This window comes from Pseudoxanthomonas spadix BD-a59, assembly GCF_000233915.3.
Taxonomy (GTDB): Bacteria; Pseudomonadota; Gammaproteobacteria; order Xanthomonadales; family Xanthomonadaceae; genus Pseudoxanthomonas_A; species Pseudoxanthomonas_A spadix.
This window is the reverse complement of sequence record NC_016147.2, coordinates 782,319-795,674: the sequence shown is the minus strand read 5'-3', so window position 1 is coordinate 795,674 and position 13,356 is coordinate 782,319. Positions and strand designations below refer to the sequence as shown.

Here is a 13,356-nt window from a genome sequence, read left to right as displayed (position 1 = left end):
CGGGCGCGTGATTCCACTATAAATAGAGAAAGGCTGAACGCCCGGCGCCGCCAGGCCCGGGCCTGGCCCGCTGTCCCCCGTCCTTCTGGCGCACACTCGCCGCTTTCGCGCGGCCCCGTCCCGAACCCAATCGAACCCCACTGATGCCCAAGCACCTGCTCATCGTCGAATCGCCGGCCAAGGCCAAGACGATCAACAAATACCTCGGCAAGGACTTCACCGTCCTGGCCTCGTACGGGCATGTGCGCGACCTGGTGCCGAAAGAAGGCGCGGTCGACCCCGACAACAACTTCGCCATGCGCTACGACCTGATCGAGAAGAATCAGAAGCACGTCGAAGCCATCGCCAAGGCCGCCAAGGGCGCCGACGACATCTATCTGGCGACCGACCCGGACCGCGAGGGCGAGGCGATCAGCTGGCACATCGCCGAGATCCTCAAGGAGCGCAACCTGATCGGCAACAAGCCCATGCACCGGGTCGTGTTCACCGAAATCACCCCGCGCGCGATCAAGGAAGCCATGGCCAGGCCGCGCGCCATCGCCGGCGACCTGGTCGATGCGCAGCAGGCGCGCCGCGCGCTGGACTATCTGGTCGGCTTCAACCTCTCGCCGGTGTTGTGGCGCAAGGTCCAGCGCGGGCTCTCCGCCGGCCGCGTGCAGAGCCCGGCGCTGCGCATGATCGTCGAGCGCGAGGAGGAGATCGAGGCCTTCATCGCCCGCGAGTACTGGTCCATCGCCGCCGCCTGCGCGCACCCCTCGCAGCCCTTCACCGCCAAGCTGGTGAAGCTGGACGGGCAGAAGTTCGAGCAGTTCACCGTCACCGACGGCGACACCGCCGAAGCGGCGCGCCTGCGCATCCAGCAGGCCGCCCAGGGCGTGCTGCACGTGACGGATGTGACCAGCAAGGAGCGCAAGCGCCGCCCGGCGCCGCCGTTCACCACCTCCACCCTGCAGCAGGAAGCCTCGCGCAAGCTGGGCTTCACCACACGCAAGACCATGCAGGTGGCGCAGAAGCTGTACGAGGGCGTCGCCCTGGGCGATGAAGGCGCCGTCGGCCTGATCAGCTACATGCGTACCGACTCGGTGAACCTGTCGCAGGATGCGCTGAATGAAATCCGCGACGTGATCGCACGCGACTACGGCACCGCCTCGCTGCCGGACCAGCCCAACATTTACCTGACCAAGTCCAAGAACGCGCAGGAAGCCCACGAAGCCGTGCGCCCGACCTCCGCACTGCGCACCCCGTCGCAGGTGGCCAGGTTCCTGTCCGACGACGAGCGCCGCCTGTATGAACTGATCTGGAAACGCGCCGTGGCCTGCCAGATGATCCCGGCCACGCTCAACACGGTCAGCGTCGAGCTGGCCGCCGGCAGCGCGCACAGCTTCCGCGCCAGTGGCACCACCGTGGTGGTGCCCGGCTTTCTGGCCGTGTACGAGGAAGGCAAGGACACCAGGAGCGCCGAGGACGAGGACGAAGGCCGCAAGCTGCCGGCCATGAAGCCCGGCGACAGCGTGCCGCTGGACCGCATCGTGGCCGAGCAGCACTTCACCCAGCCGCCGCCGCGCTTCACCGAAGCGGCGCTGGTCAAGACCCTGGAGGAATACGGCATCGGCCGTCCCTCGACCTATGCCTCGATCATCCAGACCCTGCTCTTCCGCAAGTACGTTGAAATGGAAGGCCGCAGCTTCCGTCCCTCCGACGTGGGCCGCGCGGTGTCCAAGTTCCTGTCCGGGCATTTCACCCGCTACGTGGACTACGACTTCACCGCCAAGCTGGAAGACGAACTGGACGCGGTCAGCCGCGGCGAAGAAGACTGGATCCCGCTGATGGCCCGCTTCTGGGGCCCCTTCAGCCAGCTGGTGGAAGAGAAGAAGGAATCGGTCGACCGCGCCGAGGCCAGTGGCGCGCGCGAGCTCGGCACCGACCCCAAGACCGGCAAGCCGGTCAGCGTGCGCCTGGGTCGCTTCGGGCCGTACGCGGCGATCGGCAGCACCGCCGAGGACGCCGAGGACAAGCCCAGGTTCGCCTCGCTGCGTCCGGGCCAGTCGATGCACACCATCTCGCTGGAAGACGCGCTGGAGCTGTTCCTGATGCCGCGCGCGCTGGGCCAGGACAAGGGCGAGGAGGTGAGCGTGGGCATCGGCCGTTTCGGACCCTTCGCCAAGCGCGGCAGCAGCTATGCCTCGCTGAAGAAGGAAGACGATCCGTACACGATCGACCTGGCCCGCGCGGTGTTCCTGATCGAGGAGAAGGAAGAAATCGCGCGCAACCGGATCATCAAGACCTTCCCGGACAGCCAGATCCAGGTGCTCAACGGCCGCTTCGGCCCGTACATCAGCGATGGCAAGCTCAACGGCAAGATCCCCAAGGACCGCGATCCGGCGTCGCTGACCGGCGAGGAGGTGATCAGGCTGCTGGAAGAAACCGGCAAGCCGGTGCGCAAGGGCTTCGGCGCCAAGACCCCGCAAAAGGGGGCCAAGACCACGGCCAGGAAGGTCACCAAGAAGGCCGAGCCGGCCGAGAAAAAGCCCACCGCCAGCAAGGCCGTGAAAAAGGCGACCGGTAAGACCGCCAGGAATCCCGGAAAGGGGACAGGCGCGGCCAGCAAGCTCGCCGCGAAGAAGACCGTGGCCAAGAAGTCGGTGGCCAAGAAGGCTGCCAGCCAGGGCGCCGCGCCGTTCTGAAGTCGCGCGATGGCCGTCCCCATGCTGTCGCTGGATGCTGCCGCTGCGCTGTTGCGCGACGGCGGCGTGCTCGCCTATCCGACCGAAGCGGTCTGGGGCCTGGGCTGCGATCCGATGTCCGAGGCTGCGGTCCGGCACCTGCTGGCGATCAAGCAGCGTCCCCTGGACAAGGGCCTGATCCTGATTGCCGCGCGCGTGGCCCAGCTCGATGCGCTGCTCGACTGGTCGGCGCTGCCGGACGATCGTCGCCGCGCGGTGCTGGACAGCTGGCCGGGCGCCAACACCTGGATCGTGCCGGCCGCGCCGGCCGCGCCGCGCTGGGTGACCGGCGTGCATCGCGGGATCGCGGTGCGGGTGAGCGCGCATCCGCAGGTGATCGCCCTGTGCGAGGCATTCGGCGGGCCGCTGGTGTCCACCAGCGCCAATCTGAGCGGACGGCCGGCCGTTTCGGCGCAGGATGCACTCGATCCGGCCTTGCTGGAACGCCTCGATGGCCTGCTGCCGGGCGCCACCGGTGGGCTGGATCGCCCCAGCGTGATCCGCGACGCCCTGAGCGGCCAGGTTCTGCGCGGCTGAACATCGCGGCGGACAGGCCCTGTTGCGGCCGCCGCCGATCGCGCAAGATGCCGCCATGTCGCCTGCCTCGCCCCGGCTCTTTCCCTGCATCCTGGCCGGTGTGCTGGCTTTGGTGGCGGCACAGGCCAGCGCCCAGGTCACCGTCTATCGCTGCCAGGGCAACAACGGCAATGTCACCTTGAGCGATGCGCCCTGCCCGGCCGGCCAGCGCCAGGAAGTGCGGCAGATGCTGCGCCCGCAGGATCCGCCACCGGCGCCGACGCCCCCAGCGCCGCCACCGGCGCCCCCGCCTGCGGCGCCGATCGTGCGCGAAGTGGTGGTCTACCGGACGCCGCCACGCCCGATGTACGAATGCACCACCGAGGAAGGCAAGACCTACACCAGCGACAGCGGCGACGGCAATCCGCGGCTGGTGCCGATCTGGTCACTGGGTTATCACGGCCGCGGTGCGGTGGCGATCGGCAACACCTGGGTGCACGACGTTTGCCATCAGCTGCCCCAGGCCGAGGTCTGCGATCGCCTGCGCGACCGGCGCTATCAGATCCAGCGCCAGTACCACAGCGCACTGCAGAGCGAGCGCCATGCACTGGACCAGGAACAGCGTGCCCTGGATGCGCGGCTGGGCAACGATTGCGGAGCGGACTGATGTCGTTGAGGGAGTGGGCGTGCATGGCGCTGCTGTCGGTCCTGAGCCTGTGCGCCGTTGGCGCGGCGCGGGCGCAGACCACCATCTACCGCTGCACCGACGCGCAGGGCCAGATGACGGTGCAGAACGCGCCTTGCCCGCAAGGCAGCAGGCAGGACAGCCGCCAGGTCAGGGACGTGGCCACCCAGCCGCTGCCGTCTTCGCTGAAAGCCACCGAGCCGGCGCCGCTGCGGGCCACGTCCGCCTCAGAGGCGCCGGCCGCCACCGCATCATCGAGGACCAGGGCGCCGCCGCCGCTGCACCTGAGCGCCAGGCCCGATCCGGCCGTGGCCCCGCCGGCCCCGAGCGGCCCGGCCACCACCCTCTATCGCTGCACCGATGCCACCGGCGCGCTGACCGTACAGAACAGCCCCTGCCCCGCTGGCAGCAACAGCCAGAAGATGGCCGTGCAGGGCGTGCCCAGCATGCCGCTGCCCGGCAACGCGCCGGCCGCGGCCGCATCGCCCGCCAAGGCCACCCCGGCGCAAGCGGCCGAACAGCCGCGTTCGGGCGCGCTGGGCCTGCCAGCGCCGGACGATGCCCAGACCATCCAGACCATCGGCGGCATGACCCTGATCGAGGACCCCACGCTGCACAGGGACGATGCCGCCGCCGATGCACCGGCCGGCAATGCGGCGCCCGGGGACGAGGGCCCGGCCGGCAAGGTCACCGGTACCGCCCCGCCGATCCTGTTCCAGTGCACCACCTACGACAGCGGCACCTACCTGAGCGAGGACGCCGCGCCGCAGTCGCGCTGCGCGCCGCTCAAGACCGTCGGCCTGGATGGCAATGCCTTCAACGGCTCGGGCAAGGCCTGCCAGGTGATCTACGACGTCTGCGCGCGCGTGCCCGACCAGCGCCTGTGCAGCGCCTGGAAAAAACGCCTGGGCGAAACCGAGGTGGCCGCCCGCTACGCAAAACCGGAGAACGAAGCCCGCAACCGGGCCGAATACCAGCGCGTGCTGCGCATCGTCACCGAGGCCGGCTGCGCGGCACCCTGACGGCGGTCGTGCGGCCCAGCGCCGCCGACACCCTTCTCCCCCCGTAGGAGCGCACCGCAGGGGCGCGATGGGGCTTTCCCGGCAAGGCATCGTCACCGAGGCCGGCTGCGCGGCACCCTGACGGCGGTCGTGCGGCCCAACGCCGCCGACACCCTTCTCCCCCCGTAGGAGCGCACCGCAGGGGCGCGATGGGGCCTCGCCGGGAAAGCCTCATCGCGGCCCTGCGGTCCGCTTGTGTCTGCGCGAAGGTCTAGAGTTTGGGTGGAGAGCGATGTGCGGCAGGCCGATGGAGCGCAGTGTTGCCAAGCACGTGTAGGAGCCCGGGCCGCCGCACATCGACCTCGTCCCTAGCCCGAACAGTTGAACGAGCTCAAGCTCGAACTTCACAAGCGTGGGCAGGATCGAGGCGGCTCTCTCCTGTCCCCAGTGTACGAGAACTTTATGTCCCTGACCCTTGTTGGTATCGACGTAGCCAAAGCCACCCTGGCCATCTGCGTGCTCCCCCACCAGCTGCATCTGACCCTGCCCAACACCTCTGCCGGCCATGCCCAACTGCTGGCGCACCTGAAGGGGCACAGCGTGGACAACCTGTTGCTGGAAGCCACCGGCGGCTACGAGCGGGCGCTGATGCGCGTGTTGAGCAAAGCCGGGCTTCCCGTCACCCGGATCAATCCGCGCCGAGCCCGTGCCTTCGCCGAGGCCCTGGGCAAGATCGCCAAGACCGATCCCATCGATGCCCAGGTGCTGGCGCACATGGCTGGCGTGGTCAAGGCCCCCTGCATTCTCAAGATCGACAAGGTCATCGCCCAGGCCCAGGGCCAGCTCGACGATGCCTTGGGTCGATCACTCATGGCCGTCGCCGGCATCGGCCAGGTCACCGCCGCCAGCTTGCTGGCCTACCTGCCCGAGCTGGGCCGGCTCACGCGCAAGCAGATCGCCGCCTTGGCCGGGCTGGCGCCCTACAACGTGGACAGTGGAGTGCGCCAAGGTCGCCATCACCGCCTGCATGCGGGTACTGCTCACCCGCCTCAACGCCATGGCCAGAGACCAAACTGAATGGAGAATGACAGGCGCCTGAGAAGACAGTTGCTCCTACCCCCCCCCCTCGGTTGCTCAGCCGAGCTTGTCGGTCACCAGCTGCACGACGCTGGAAAAATCCAGCCCGCCACGGCCGGCCTGCTTGTTCATCGCGTAGAGGTTGCGGGCCACCTCGCCCAGCGGGATCGTCGCGCCCACCGCCAGCGCCGCTTCCACGGCCAACCCCAGGTCCTTGAGCATCAGGTCGTTGCCGAAGCCGCCCTGGTAGCCGCGCGAGGCCGGTGCATTCTCCAGCACGCCCGGCCACGGGTTGCACACCTCGGTGGCCCAGCTGCGCCCGGTGCTGACGGCCATCATCTGCGAGAGCACCTTGGGATCCAGTCCGTGGGCCACGCCCAGGCTGATCGCCTCGCCGGTCACGGCCATGATCACGCCCAGGGCCATGTTGTTGCACAGCTTGGCCACCTGACCGGCGCCGCTGGCGCCGACGTGGAAGATGTTCTTGCCCATCGCCTGCAGGATCGGCCGGGCACGCTCCACCGCAGCCTGCTCGCCACCGACGATGAAGGTCAGGGTGCCGGCCTGCGCACCGGCCGTACCGCCGGACACCGGCGCATCGAGCATCGCCAGGCCGCGCGCGCCGGCTGCCTGGGCCACCTTGCGTGCACTGGCCGGGGCGATGGTGCTGCAGTCGATCACCAGCGCGCCGTCGGGGACCTGCCCCAGGATTCCCTCCTCGCCCAGGTACAGGCCTTCCACGTGCTTGCTGGCCGGCAGCATCGAGATCACGGCCTCGGCACCCTCCAGCGTCTGCGCGGCCGAGGTGGCCGGCAGCGCGCCGGCGGCCTGCGCGGCCTGCAGTGCGGCCGGGACCAGATCGAACACGCGCAGGCTGTGGCCGGCCTTGACCAGGTTGGCGGCCATCGGCCCGCCCATGTTGCCCAGACCGATGAAAGCGATACGGCTCATGTGGTTGTCCTCCGAAGGTGTGGATGCGTGTGGGCGCGGCACTTGGCCGCGGCGGCTTTCCGCAGGAAAGGCATCGCGGCGATGCGCCGCCCCTACGACAGGTCGGCCAGCGGATGCGCCGACTCGGGCCAGGGCGAAACGAAGAAGGCCTCGGCCCAGCGCGCGTCGGCCTGGGCCAGGGTGGCGGGGTTCCAGTGCGGGCTGCGGTCCTTGTCGATCAGCAGCGCGCGGATGCCCTCGGCGAAGTCGCCATGCGCGGCCACGTGCAGGGCCACGATGTACTCCAGGCGGAAGGTCTGCGCCAGGGTGAGGTCGGCGGCGCGGTGCTGCAGTTCCCAGGACAGCCGCGCCGAACCCGGTGCACCTGCGGCCAGCGTGGCCTGGGCGGTCTGCAGCCAGGCATCGTCGGTCTGCAGCGCGGCGATGGCGGCGACCACCTGTTCCAGCGCGCCGGCGTAGCTGAGCTTGGCGATGGTGTCGGCGTGGGCCTGCAGCGGGCCGGCGGCTGGCGCCTGGGCAAAGCCCTGCAGCAGCGCGGTGAGTGCGTCGCGGTCGGCTTCGCCCTGGCCCTGCCAGCGCTGGGCGACCAGCGCGTCCAGCACCGCCTGCTGCTGGGCGCTGTCGATGCACACATCGGCCAGGCCGGCGTAGATCGCATCGCCGGCATTGAGCGGCGCTCCGGTCAGGGCCAGGAACAATCCGCCGCCACGCGGCACGCGCGCCAGCAGCCAGCTGCCGCCGACATCGGGGAACAGGCCGATGCCGATCTCCGGCATCGCCAGCTTGGAGCGCTCGGTCACCACCCGATGGCTGGCACCGGACATCAGGCCGATGCCGCCGCCCATGACGATGCCGTGGCCCCAGCACAGCAGCGGCTTGGGATAGGTATGGATGAAATGGTCGAGGCGATATTCCTCTTCGAAGAACGCCGCCGCGTAGGTGTTGGAGGTGATGTCGGTGCTGCCGCGCTCGCGGTACTCGCGCATGCTGCGATACAGCGCGTGCAGGTCACCGCCGGCACAGAAGGCCTTCTCGCCCGCGCCCTGCAGCACCACGCAGGCGATGGCGGCATCGTCGGCCCAGCGCCGCAGCTGCGCGTCCAGCAGGCGCGTCATCTCCAGCGACAATCCGTTGAGCGTCTTGGGCGCATTGAGCGTGGCGATGCCGATGCACTTGCCTTCCACACCTTCGCGCGTTTCGAACAGGACCGGGGCCTGGTCGGCAGCAGTGATCTGGCTCATGCGTTGGTCCACTGCGGCGCACGCTTTTCCAGGAAGGCATTGACGCCTTCGGCCTGGTCGGCGGTGTCGAACAGATCGACGAAGGCCTCGCGTTCGGCCACCAGCGCGCTGGCGAAGCTGCCGCTGCGGGTGGCCTGGATCAGCGCCTTGCACGCGGCCACGCTGGTCGGGCTCTGCTTGCCGGCCCGGTGCGCCCATTCGATCGCACGCGCCAGACCTTCGCCCTTGGGTGCCAGCTCCTCGACCAGGCCGATGCGCAGCGCGGTGGCCGCGTCCACGCGCTCGCCCAGCAGGATCATGCGCTTGGCCCAGCCCTCGCCGACCAGCCGCGGCAGCGCCTGGGTCCCTCCTGCGCAGGGCAGCAGGCCGACGGCCGCTTCGGGAAGGGCCAGTTGCGCGTGCTCCTCGGCGATGCGCAGGTCGCAGGCCAGCGCGCATTCCAGCCCGCCGCCCATCGCATAGCCGTTGATCGCCGCGATCGACACGCCGCGGAACGCGGCCAGTGCCTCGAACGCCTCGCCGAAGCGCCGGGCCGCCTCGCGCGCGGCGGCCTTGTCGCCGGAGGCGAACTGCTTCAGGTCGGCGCCGGCAGAAAAGAACTTTTCGCCTTCACCGGTGACCACCAGCGCATAGATCTGGCGGTCGGCATTGAGCGCCCCGACCAGATCGCGCAGCGCGGCAAGGCTGTGCACCGTCCAAGTATTGGCCGGCGGGTTGGCCAGGGTGAGGATGGCGATGTGGCCGTCGGCCTGGATCTTCAGGCCGGGATAGGAGTCGTCGCGCCAGCTCATCGCAGGGCCTCGTCGCTGGCCAGCAGGTGGCGGGAGATGATCACGCGCATGATTTCGTTGGTGCCTTCCAGGATCTGGTGCACGCGGCAGTCGCGCAGCAGACGCTCGACCGGATATTCGCGGATGTAGCCGTAGCCGCCATGCAGCTGCAGCGCATCGTTGCAGATCGAGAAGCCTGCGTCGGTGGCGAAGCGCTTGGCCATCGCGCACCATACGGTGGCATCGCCGGCACTGGCGTCCAGCTTGCGCGCGGCGGTGTGGACCATCTGCCGAGCGGCGACCAGCTCGGTGGCCATGTCGGCCAGCTTGAACTGCAGCGCCTGGAACTCACCGAGCTTCTTGCCGAACTGGCTGCGCTCGCCCAGGTAGCGGCGTGCGGCATCCAGCGCGCCCTGGGCCGCACCCAGCGAACATGCGGCGATGTTGATGCGGCCGCCGTCCAGCGCCTTCATCGCCAGCTTGAAGCCATCGCCTTCGCTGCCGAGCAGATTGGCTGCCGGGACGCGCACGCCATCGAAGGTGATGCTGCGGGTGGGCTGGCTGTTCCAGCCCATCTTCTCTTCCTTGCGGCCGTAGGTGATGCCCTTGGCATCGGCCGGCACGACGAAGGCACTGATGCCACGTGCGCCCGCCTGGCCGGTGCGCGCCATCACCACCAGCACGTCGGTGGCGCCGGCACCGGAAATGAAGGCCTTGGCGCCATCGATCACATAGTCACCGCCATCGCGCACCGCGCGGGTCTTCAGCGAGGCCGCATCCGAGCCGGCGCCCGGTTCGGTCAGACAGTACGAAGCCAGCTTCTGGCCACTGGTCAGTCCACCACACCAGGCCTGGCGCACCTGCGCGGTGCCGTTGCTGGCGATCAGCCAGGTGGCCATGTTGTGGATGGTGATGAAGGCGGTGGTCGAGGGATCGACGCTGGCCAGCTCCTCGAACACCACCGCCGCATCCAGCCGCGGCAGGCCCAGGCCACCGGCCTCTTCCGGCGAGTACAGCCCGCAGAAGCCCAGCTCGCCGGCCTTGGCGATGGCCTCGCGCGGAAACACGCATTCGGCATCCCAGCGCGCGGCATGCGGCGCCAGCTCCTTGTCGGCGAAGTCACGCGAGGCCTCGCGGAAGGCCTGCTGTTGTTCGGAAAGTTCGGCCGCGTCGTGCGGGAGCTTCATCACTGCGTTCATGGCACTGGCTCTTTTCGCGAAGGCTTCTGCGGCGGCGTTATTTGAGGCTGATGGTGGTATTGACGCCGTGGCTGAGGGTGTCGTCGTCGAACCAGCGCGCGGTGACCGTCTTGGTCTGGGTATAGAACAGCACCACCTGCTTGCCGTACGGGCCCAGGTCGCCCAGCTTGGAGCCGCGCGAGCCGGTGAAGGAGAACATCGGCACCGGCACCGGGATTGGCACGTTGATGCCGACCTGGCCCACGTCGATGTCTTCCTGGAACTTGCGTGCAGCCGCGCCGGACTGGGTGAACACCGCGGTGCCGTTGCCATTGGGATTGGCGTTGACCAGGGCGATGGCCTGTTCCAGCGTGTCCACCTCCAGGATGATCAGCACCGGCCCGAAGATCTCCTCGTCGTAGATGCGCATGCCCGGCTTGACCCCGGAGAAGATGGTCGGACCAACGAAGTTGCCCTTTTCGTAGCCTTCCACCTGCGGCTTGCGGCCGTCCAGTTCCAGCTTGGCACCCTCGTTGATGCCCGACTCGATCAGGCCCTCCACCCGGGCGCAGGCGGTGGTGGAGATCAGCGGGCCGACATCGATGCCCTTGGCATGGCCGGGGCCGACCTTGAGCGTGCTGGCCTTGGCCACCAGCTCCGGGATCCACTCGCGCGCCGCGCCGACCAGCACCATGGTGGAGGCGGCCATGCAGCGCTGGCCGGCTGCGCCGAACGCCGCGCCGGCCATCGCATTGAGGGTCTGCTCCTTGTTGGCATCGGGCAGCACGACGGCGTGGTTCTTGGCGCCCATCATGCATTGCACGCGCTTGCCGGCCAGCGAGGCGCGCTGGTAGACGTGGGTGCCGACCCGGGTCGAACCGACGAACGACACCGCCTTGATGTCGGGGTGGTCGCACAGCGCGTTGACCACCTCCTCGCCACCGTGGACGACGTTGAGCACGCCCTTGGGGATGCCCGCTTCCAGGGCCAGTTCGACCAAGCGCATGGTCACCATCGGGTCCTGCTCGGACGGCTTGAGGATGAAGGTGTTGCCGGTGGCGATGGCCATCGGGAACATCCACAGCGGGATCATGGCCGGGAAGTTGAACGGGGTGATGCCCGCACACACGCCCAGCGGCTGCAGCAAGGAGTAGGTGTCCACACCGTTGGCCACGTTGTTGGCCAGCTCGCCCAGCTGCAGGTTGCCGATGGCCGCGGCGTGCTCGACCACTTCCAGGCCGCGGAACACGTCACCCTCCGCATCGGGCAGGGTCTTGCCCTGCTCGGCGGTGAGGATCGCCGCCAGCTCGCCGATGTTTTCGCGGATCAGCTGCTGGTACTTGAGGAAGATGCGCGCGCGGGTCCCGATCGGGGTCTTGCGCCAGGTCTTGAAGGCCTCCCTGGCCGCGGCGACGGCCCGGTTCACCTCGTCCAGGGTGGCGAACGGGACCTGCCCCAGCACCTGCTGGGTGGCCGGATTGACGATGTCCTTCCAGGTGCCGGTGGTCGATTCGACGAAGGCACCGTCGATCAGCAGGGACATGCGCGGCAGTTCGGCGTTCATGGGGCAAACCTGGGAATGGCGAAGAAGTGAATTCGCATTTTTCACAAATGGCGCGCCGTCTTCAGCCAGCTTGCTGCTTAATCCGGCCAACACGACCGCATAATTATGCGAAGATTGCGAAGATGAGCCCCTCCCGCCGCCAGCAGTTCGGCCTACGCCTGCAGCGCCTGCGCCTGCGCCACGGCCTGACCCAGGCCCAGCTGGCCCAGGCGCTGGAGCTTTCGCCCAGCTATCTCAACCAGATCGAGCGCAACAAGCGCCCGCTCACGCCAGCCGTGCAGCAACGCCTGCGCGCAGCGCTGGGTGATACCGCGGCGCTGTTCGACGAGGACGATCCGGCCGCGCTGGTCGATCCCTTGCACGACACCCTGCGGGCGCTGGGCCAGCCCGGCATCAGCCCCACCGAGCTGCGCGCCCTGGCCGGCAACCTGCCGCAGGTGGCGCATGCGTTGCTGGACCTGCATCGCGCGCACCGCAGCCTGCGCGAACGCGCCGCCGCGCTGGAGCTGCAGGTCGGCAGCGATGCGGCCGCGCCGGCGCTGCTGCCGGCCGGCGACCAGGTGCGCGACTACTTCAACCGCCTGCGCAACCACATCCCGGAGCTGGACGCGCTGGCCGAGGGCCTGTTCAACGAACTCGGCCTGGCGCCTGGCCACACCGCGCCGCGCCTGCGCCAGCGGCTGGCCGATCGCCATGGCGTGCTGGTGCAAGTCGATGGCGCCGCCGGCCATGGCAAGCGCGCCTTCGACGCGCCCGCGCGCGTGCTGCACCTGCCCGATTACCTGCGACCGGGGCAACAGGCGTTCCAGATGGCCGCCCAGCTGGTGCTGCTGGAGCACGCCGACCTGATCGCCGCGCTGACCGCGCGCGCCGGCTTCGACGATCCCGAGCGCATCGCCCTGGCGCGCATCGGCCTGTCCAATTATTTTGCCGGCGCGCTGGTGATGCCGTATGGCGAATTCCTGCGCAGCGCCGAGGACAGCCGCTACGACATCGCGTGGCTGGCGCACCGCTTCGGGGTGGGCTTCGAGGCGGTGTGCCACCGCCTGTCCACCCTGCAGCGCGAAGGCGCGCCCGGGCTGCCGTTCTTCTTCATGCGGGTGGACCGCGCCGGCAACGTGTCCAAGCGGCATTCCTCGACCGACTTCCACTTCTCCCAGGTCGGCGGTTCCTGCCCGCTGTGGATCGTGTACGAGGCCTTCAACCAGCCCGGGCGCGTGCTGACCCAGGTCGCCCGAATGCCCGATGGACGCCGGCATTTCTGGCTGGCCCGCCAGGTCAGCAGCGGCCCGGTCGGCCATGGCCAGCCGCGCAAGACCTTCGCCGTCACCCTGGGCTGCGAGCTGCGCCACGCCGACCGCCTGGTCTACGCCCGTGGCCTGGACCTCAGTCCGGACACCGCCGTGCCCATCGGCCCGGGCTGCAGGACGTGCGAGTGGAGCGATTGCCTGCAGCGCGCCTTTCCGGCGCTGCCGCAGCTGGCGGCGGTGGTGCGGTGAGCGCCGTGGTCCGAGGTCAGCCGGCAAGCCAGCAGATCCACCAGGCGCACATCCGCTGACCGCCGGCCGGCGCGGTTGCCGCCGCTGGCCTGAGCAAGGGTTTGGGCTCCCTGCCGCCCAGGCCCAGGGCCGAATGCATCACAAGCGCTTG

Annotated in this window: 10 protein-coding genes and 2 pseudogenes; 7 read left to right on the top strand and 5 right to left on the bottom strand. The window is 69.1% G+C overall.

Features of this window, described 5'->3' with window-relative positions; genetic code table 11:
* Positions 1-143 precede the first annotated feature (143 nt).
* The 6 genes and pseudogenes from DSC_RS03550 to DSC_RS17485 all read left to right on the top strand — a co-directional run.
* Positions 144-2,684 (top strand): DNA topoisomerase I, encoded by a 2,541-nt coding sequence (locus tag DSC_RS03550; protein ID WP_014159758.1) that lies wholly within the window; start codon positions 144-146, stop codon positions 2,682-2,684.
* Positions 2,685-2,693: 9 nt separating this feature from the next.
* The gene (gene tsaC / locus DSC_RS03545; protein WP_014159757.1) at positions 2,694-3,260 is read left to right on the top strand and encodes an L-threonylcarbamoyladenylate synthase type 1 TsaC; all 567 of its coding nucleotides are present in this window, start codon (positions 2,694-2,696) and stop codon (positions 3,258-3,260) included.
* A 55-nt stretch (positions 3,261-3,315) separates the two neighbouring features.
* Positions 3,316-3,906: a DUF4124 domain-containing protein gene (locus DSC_RS03540; RefSeq protein WP_083833591.1), complete on the top strand. Its 591-nt coding sequence runs from the start codon at positions 3,316-3,318 to the stop codon at positions 3,904-3,906.
* Complete coding sequence (locus DSC_RS15630; protein WP_083833446.1) at positions 3,906-4,946, top strand: DUF4124 domain-containing protein; 1,041 nt, start codon at positions 3,906-3,908, stop codon at positions 4,944-4,946. Before DSC_RS03540 ends, DSC_RS15630 begins: the two co-directional genes overlap by 1 nt.
* Before the next feature lie 441 nt (positions 4,947-5,387).
* Positions 5,388-5,696: pseudogene (locus tag DSC_RS17490) on the top strand (IS110 family transposase); the annotation flags it as partial.
* 96 nt (positions 5,697-5,792) lie between these two features.
* A pseudogene (locus DSC_RS17485) lies at positions 5,793-6,002 on the top strand (transposase); the annotation flags it as partial.
* 57 nt (positions 6,003-6,059) lie between these two features.
* On the opposite strand, the gene mmsB reads toward DSC_RS17485, so the two are convergent.
* The 5 genes from mmsB to DSC_RS03505 form a co-directional block, all read right to left on the bottom strand.
* Complete coding sequence (mmsB, locus tag DSC_RS03525; RefSeq protein WP_014159753.1) at positions 6,060-6,953, bottom strand: 3-hydroxyisobutyrate dehydrogenase; 894 nt, start codon at positions 6,951-6,953, stop codon at positions 6,060-6,062.
* A 92-nt stretch (positions 6,954-7,045) separates the two neighbouring features.
* The gene (locus tag DSC_RS03520) at positions 7,046-8,194 is read right to left on the bottom strand and encodes an enoyl-CoA hydratase/isomerase family protein (protein ID WP_014159752.1); all 1,149 of its coding nucleotides are present in this window, start codon (positions 8,192-8,194) and stop codon (positions 7,046-7,048) included.
* Complete coding sequence (locus DSC_RS03515; RefSeq protein WP_014159751.1) at positions 8,191-8,985, bottom strand: enoyl-CoA hydratase; 795 nt, start codon at positions 8,983-8,985, stop codon at positions 8,191-8,193. The genes DSC_RS03520 and DSC_RS03515 overlap by 4 nt, the downstream gene beginning before the upstream one ends.
* Positions 8,982-10,163 (bottom strand): acyl-CoA dehydrogenase family protein, encoded by a 1,182-nt coding sequence (locus DSC_RS03510; RefSeq protein ID WP_014159750.1) that lies wholly within the window; start codon positions 10,161-10,163, stop codon positions 8,982-8,984. The genes DSC_RS03515 and DSC_RS03510 overlap by 4 nt, the downstream gene beginning before the upstream one ends.
* 37 nt (positions 10,164-10,200) lie before the next feature.
* Complete coding sequence (locus tag DSC_RS03505) at positions 10,201-11,706, bottom strand: CoA-acylating methylmalonate-semialdehyde dehydrogenase (protein ID WP_014159749.1); 1,506 nt, start codon at positions 11,704-11,706, stop codon at positions 10,201-10,203.
* A 122-nt stretch (positions 11,707-11,828) separates the two neighbouring features.
* Here DSC_RS03505 and DSC_RS03500 point away from each other — a divergent pair, with 122 nt between their 5' ends.
* Positions 11,829-13,205: a helix-turn-helix domain-containing protein gene (locus DSC_RS03500; protein ID WP_014159748.1), complete on the top strand. Its 1,377-nt coding sequence runs from the start codon at positions 11,829-11,831 to the stop codon at positions 13,203-13,205.
* The last annotated feature ends 151 nt before the right edge of the window (positions 13,206-13,356 follow it).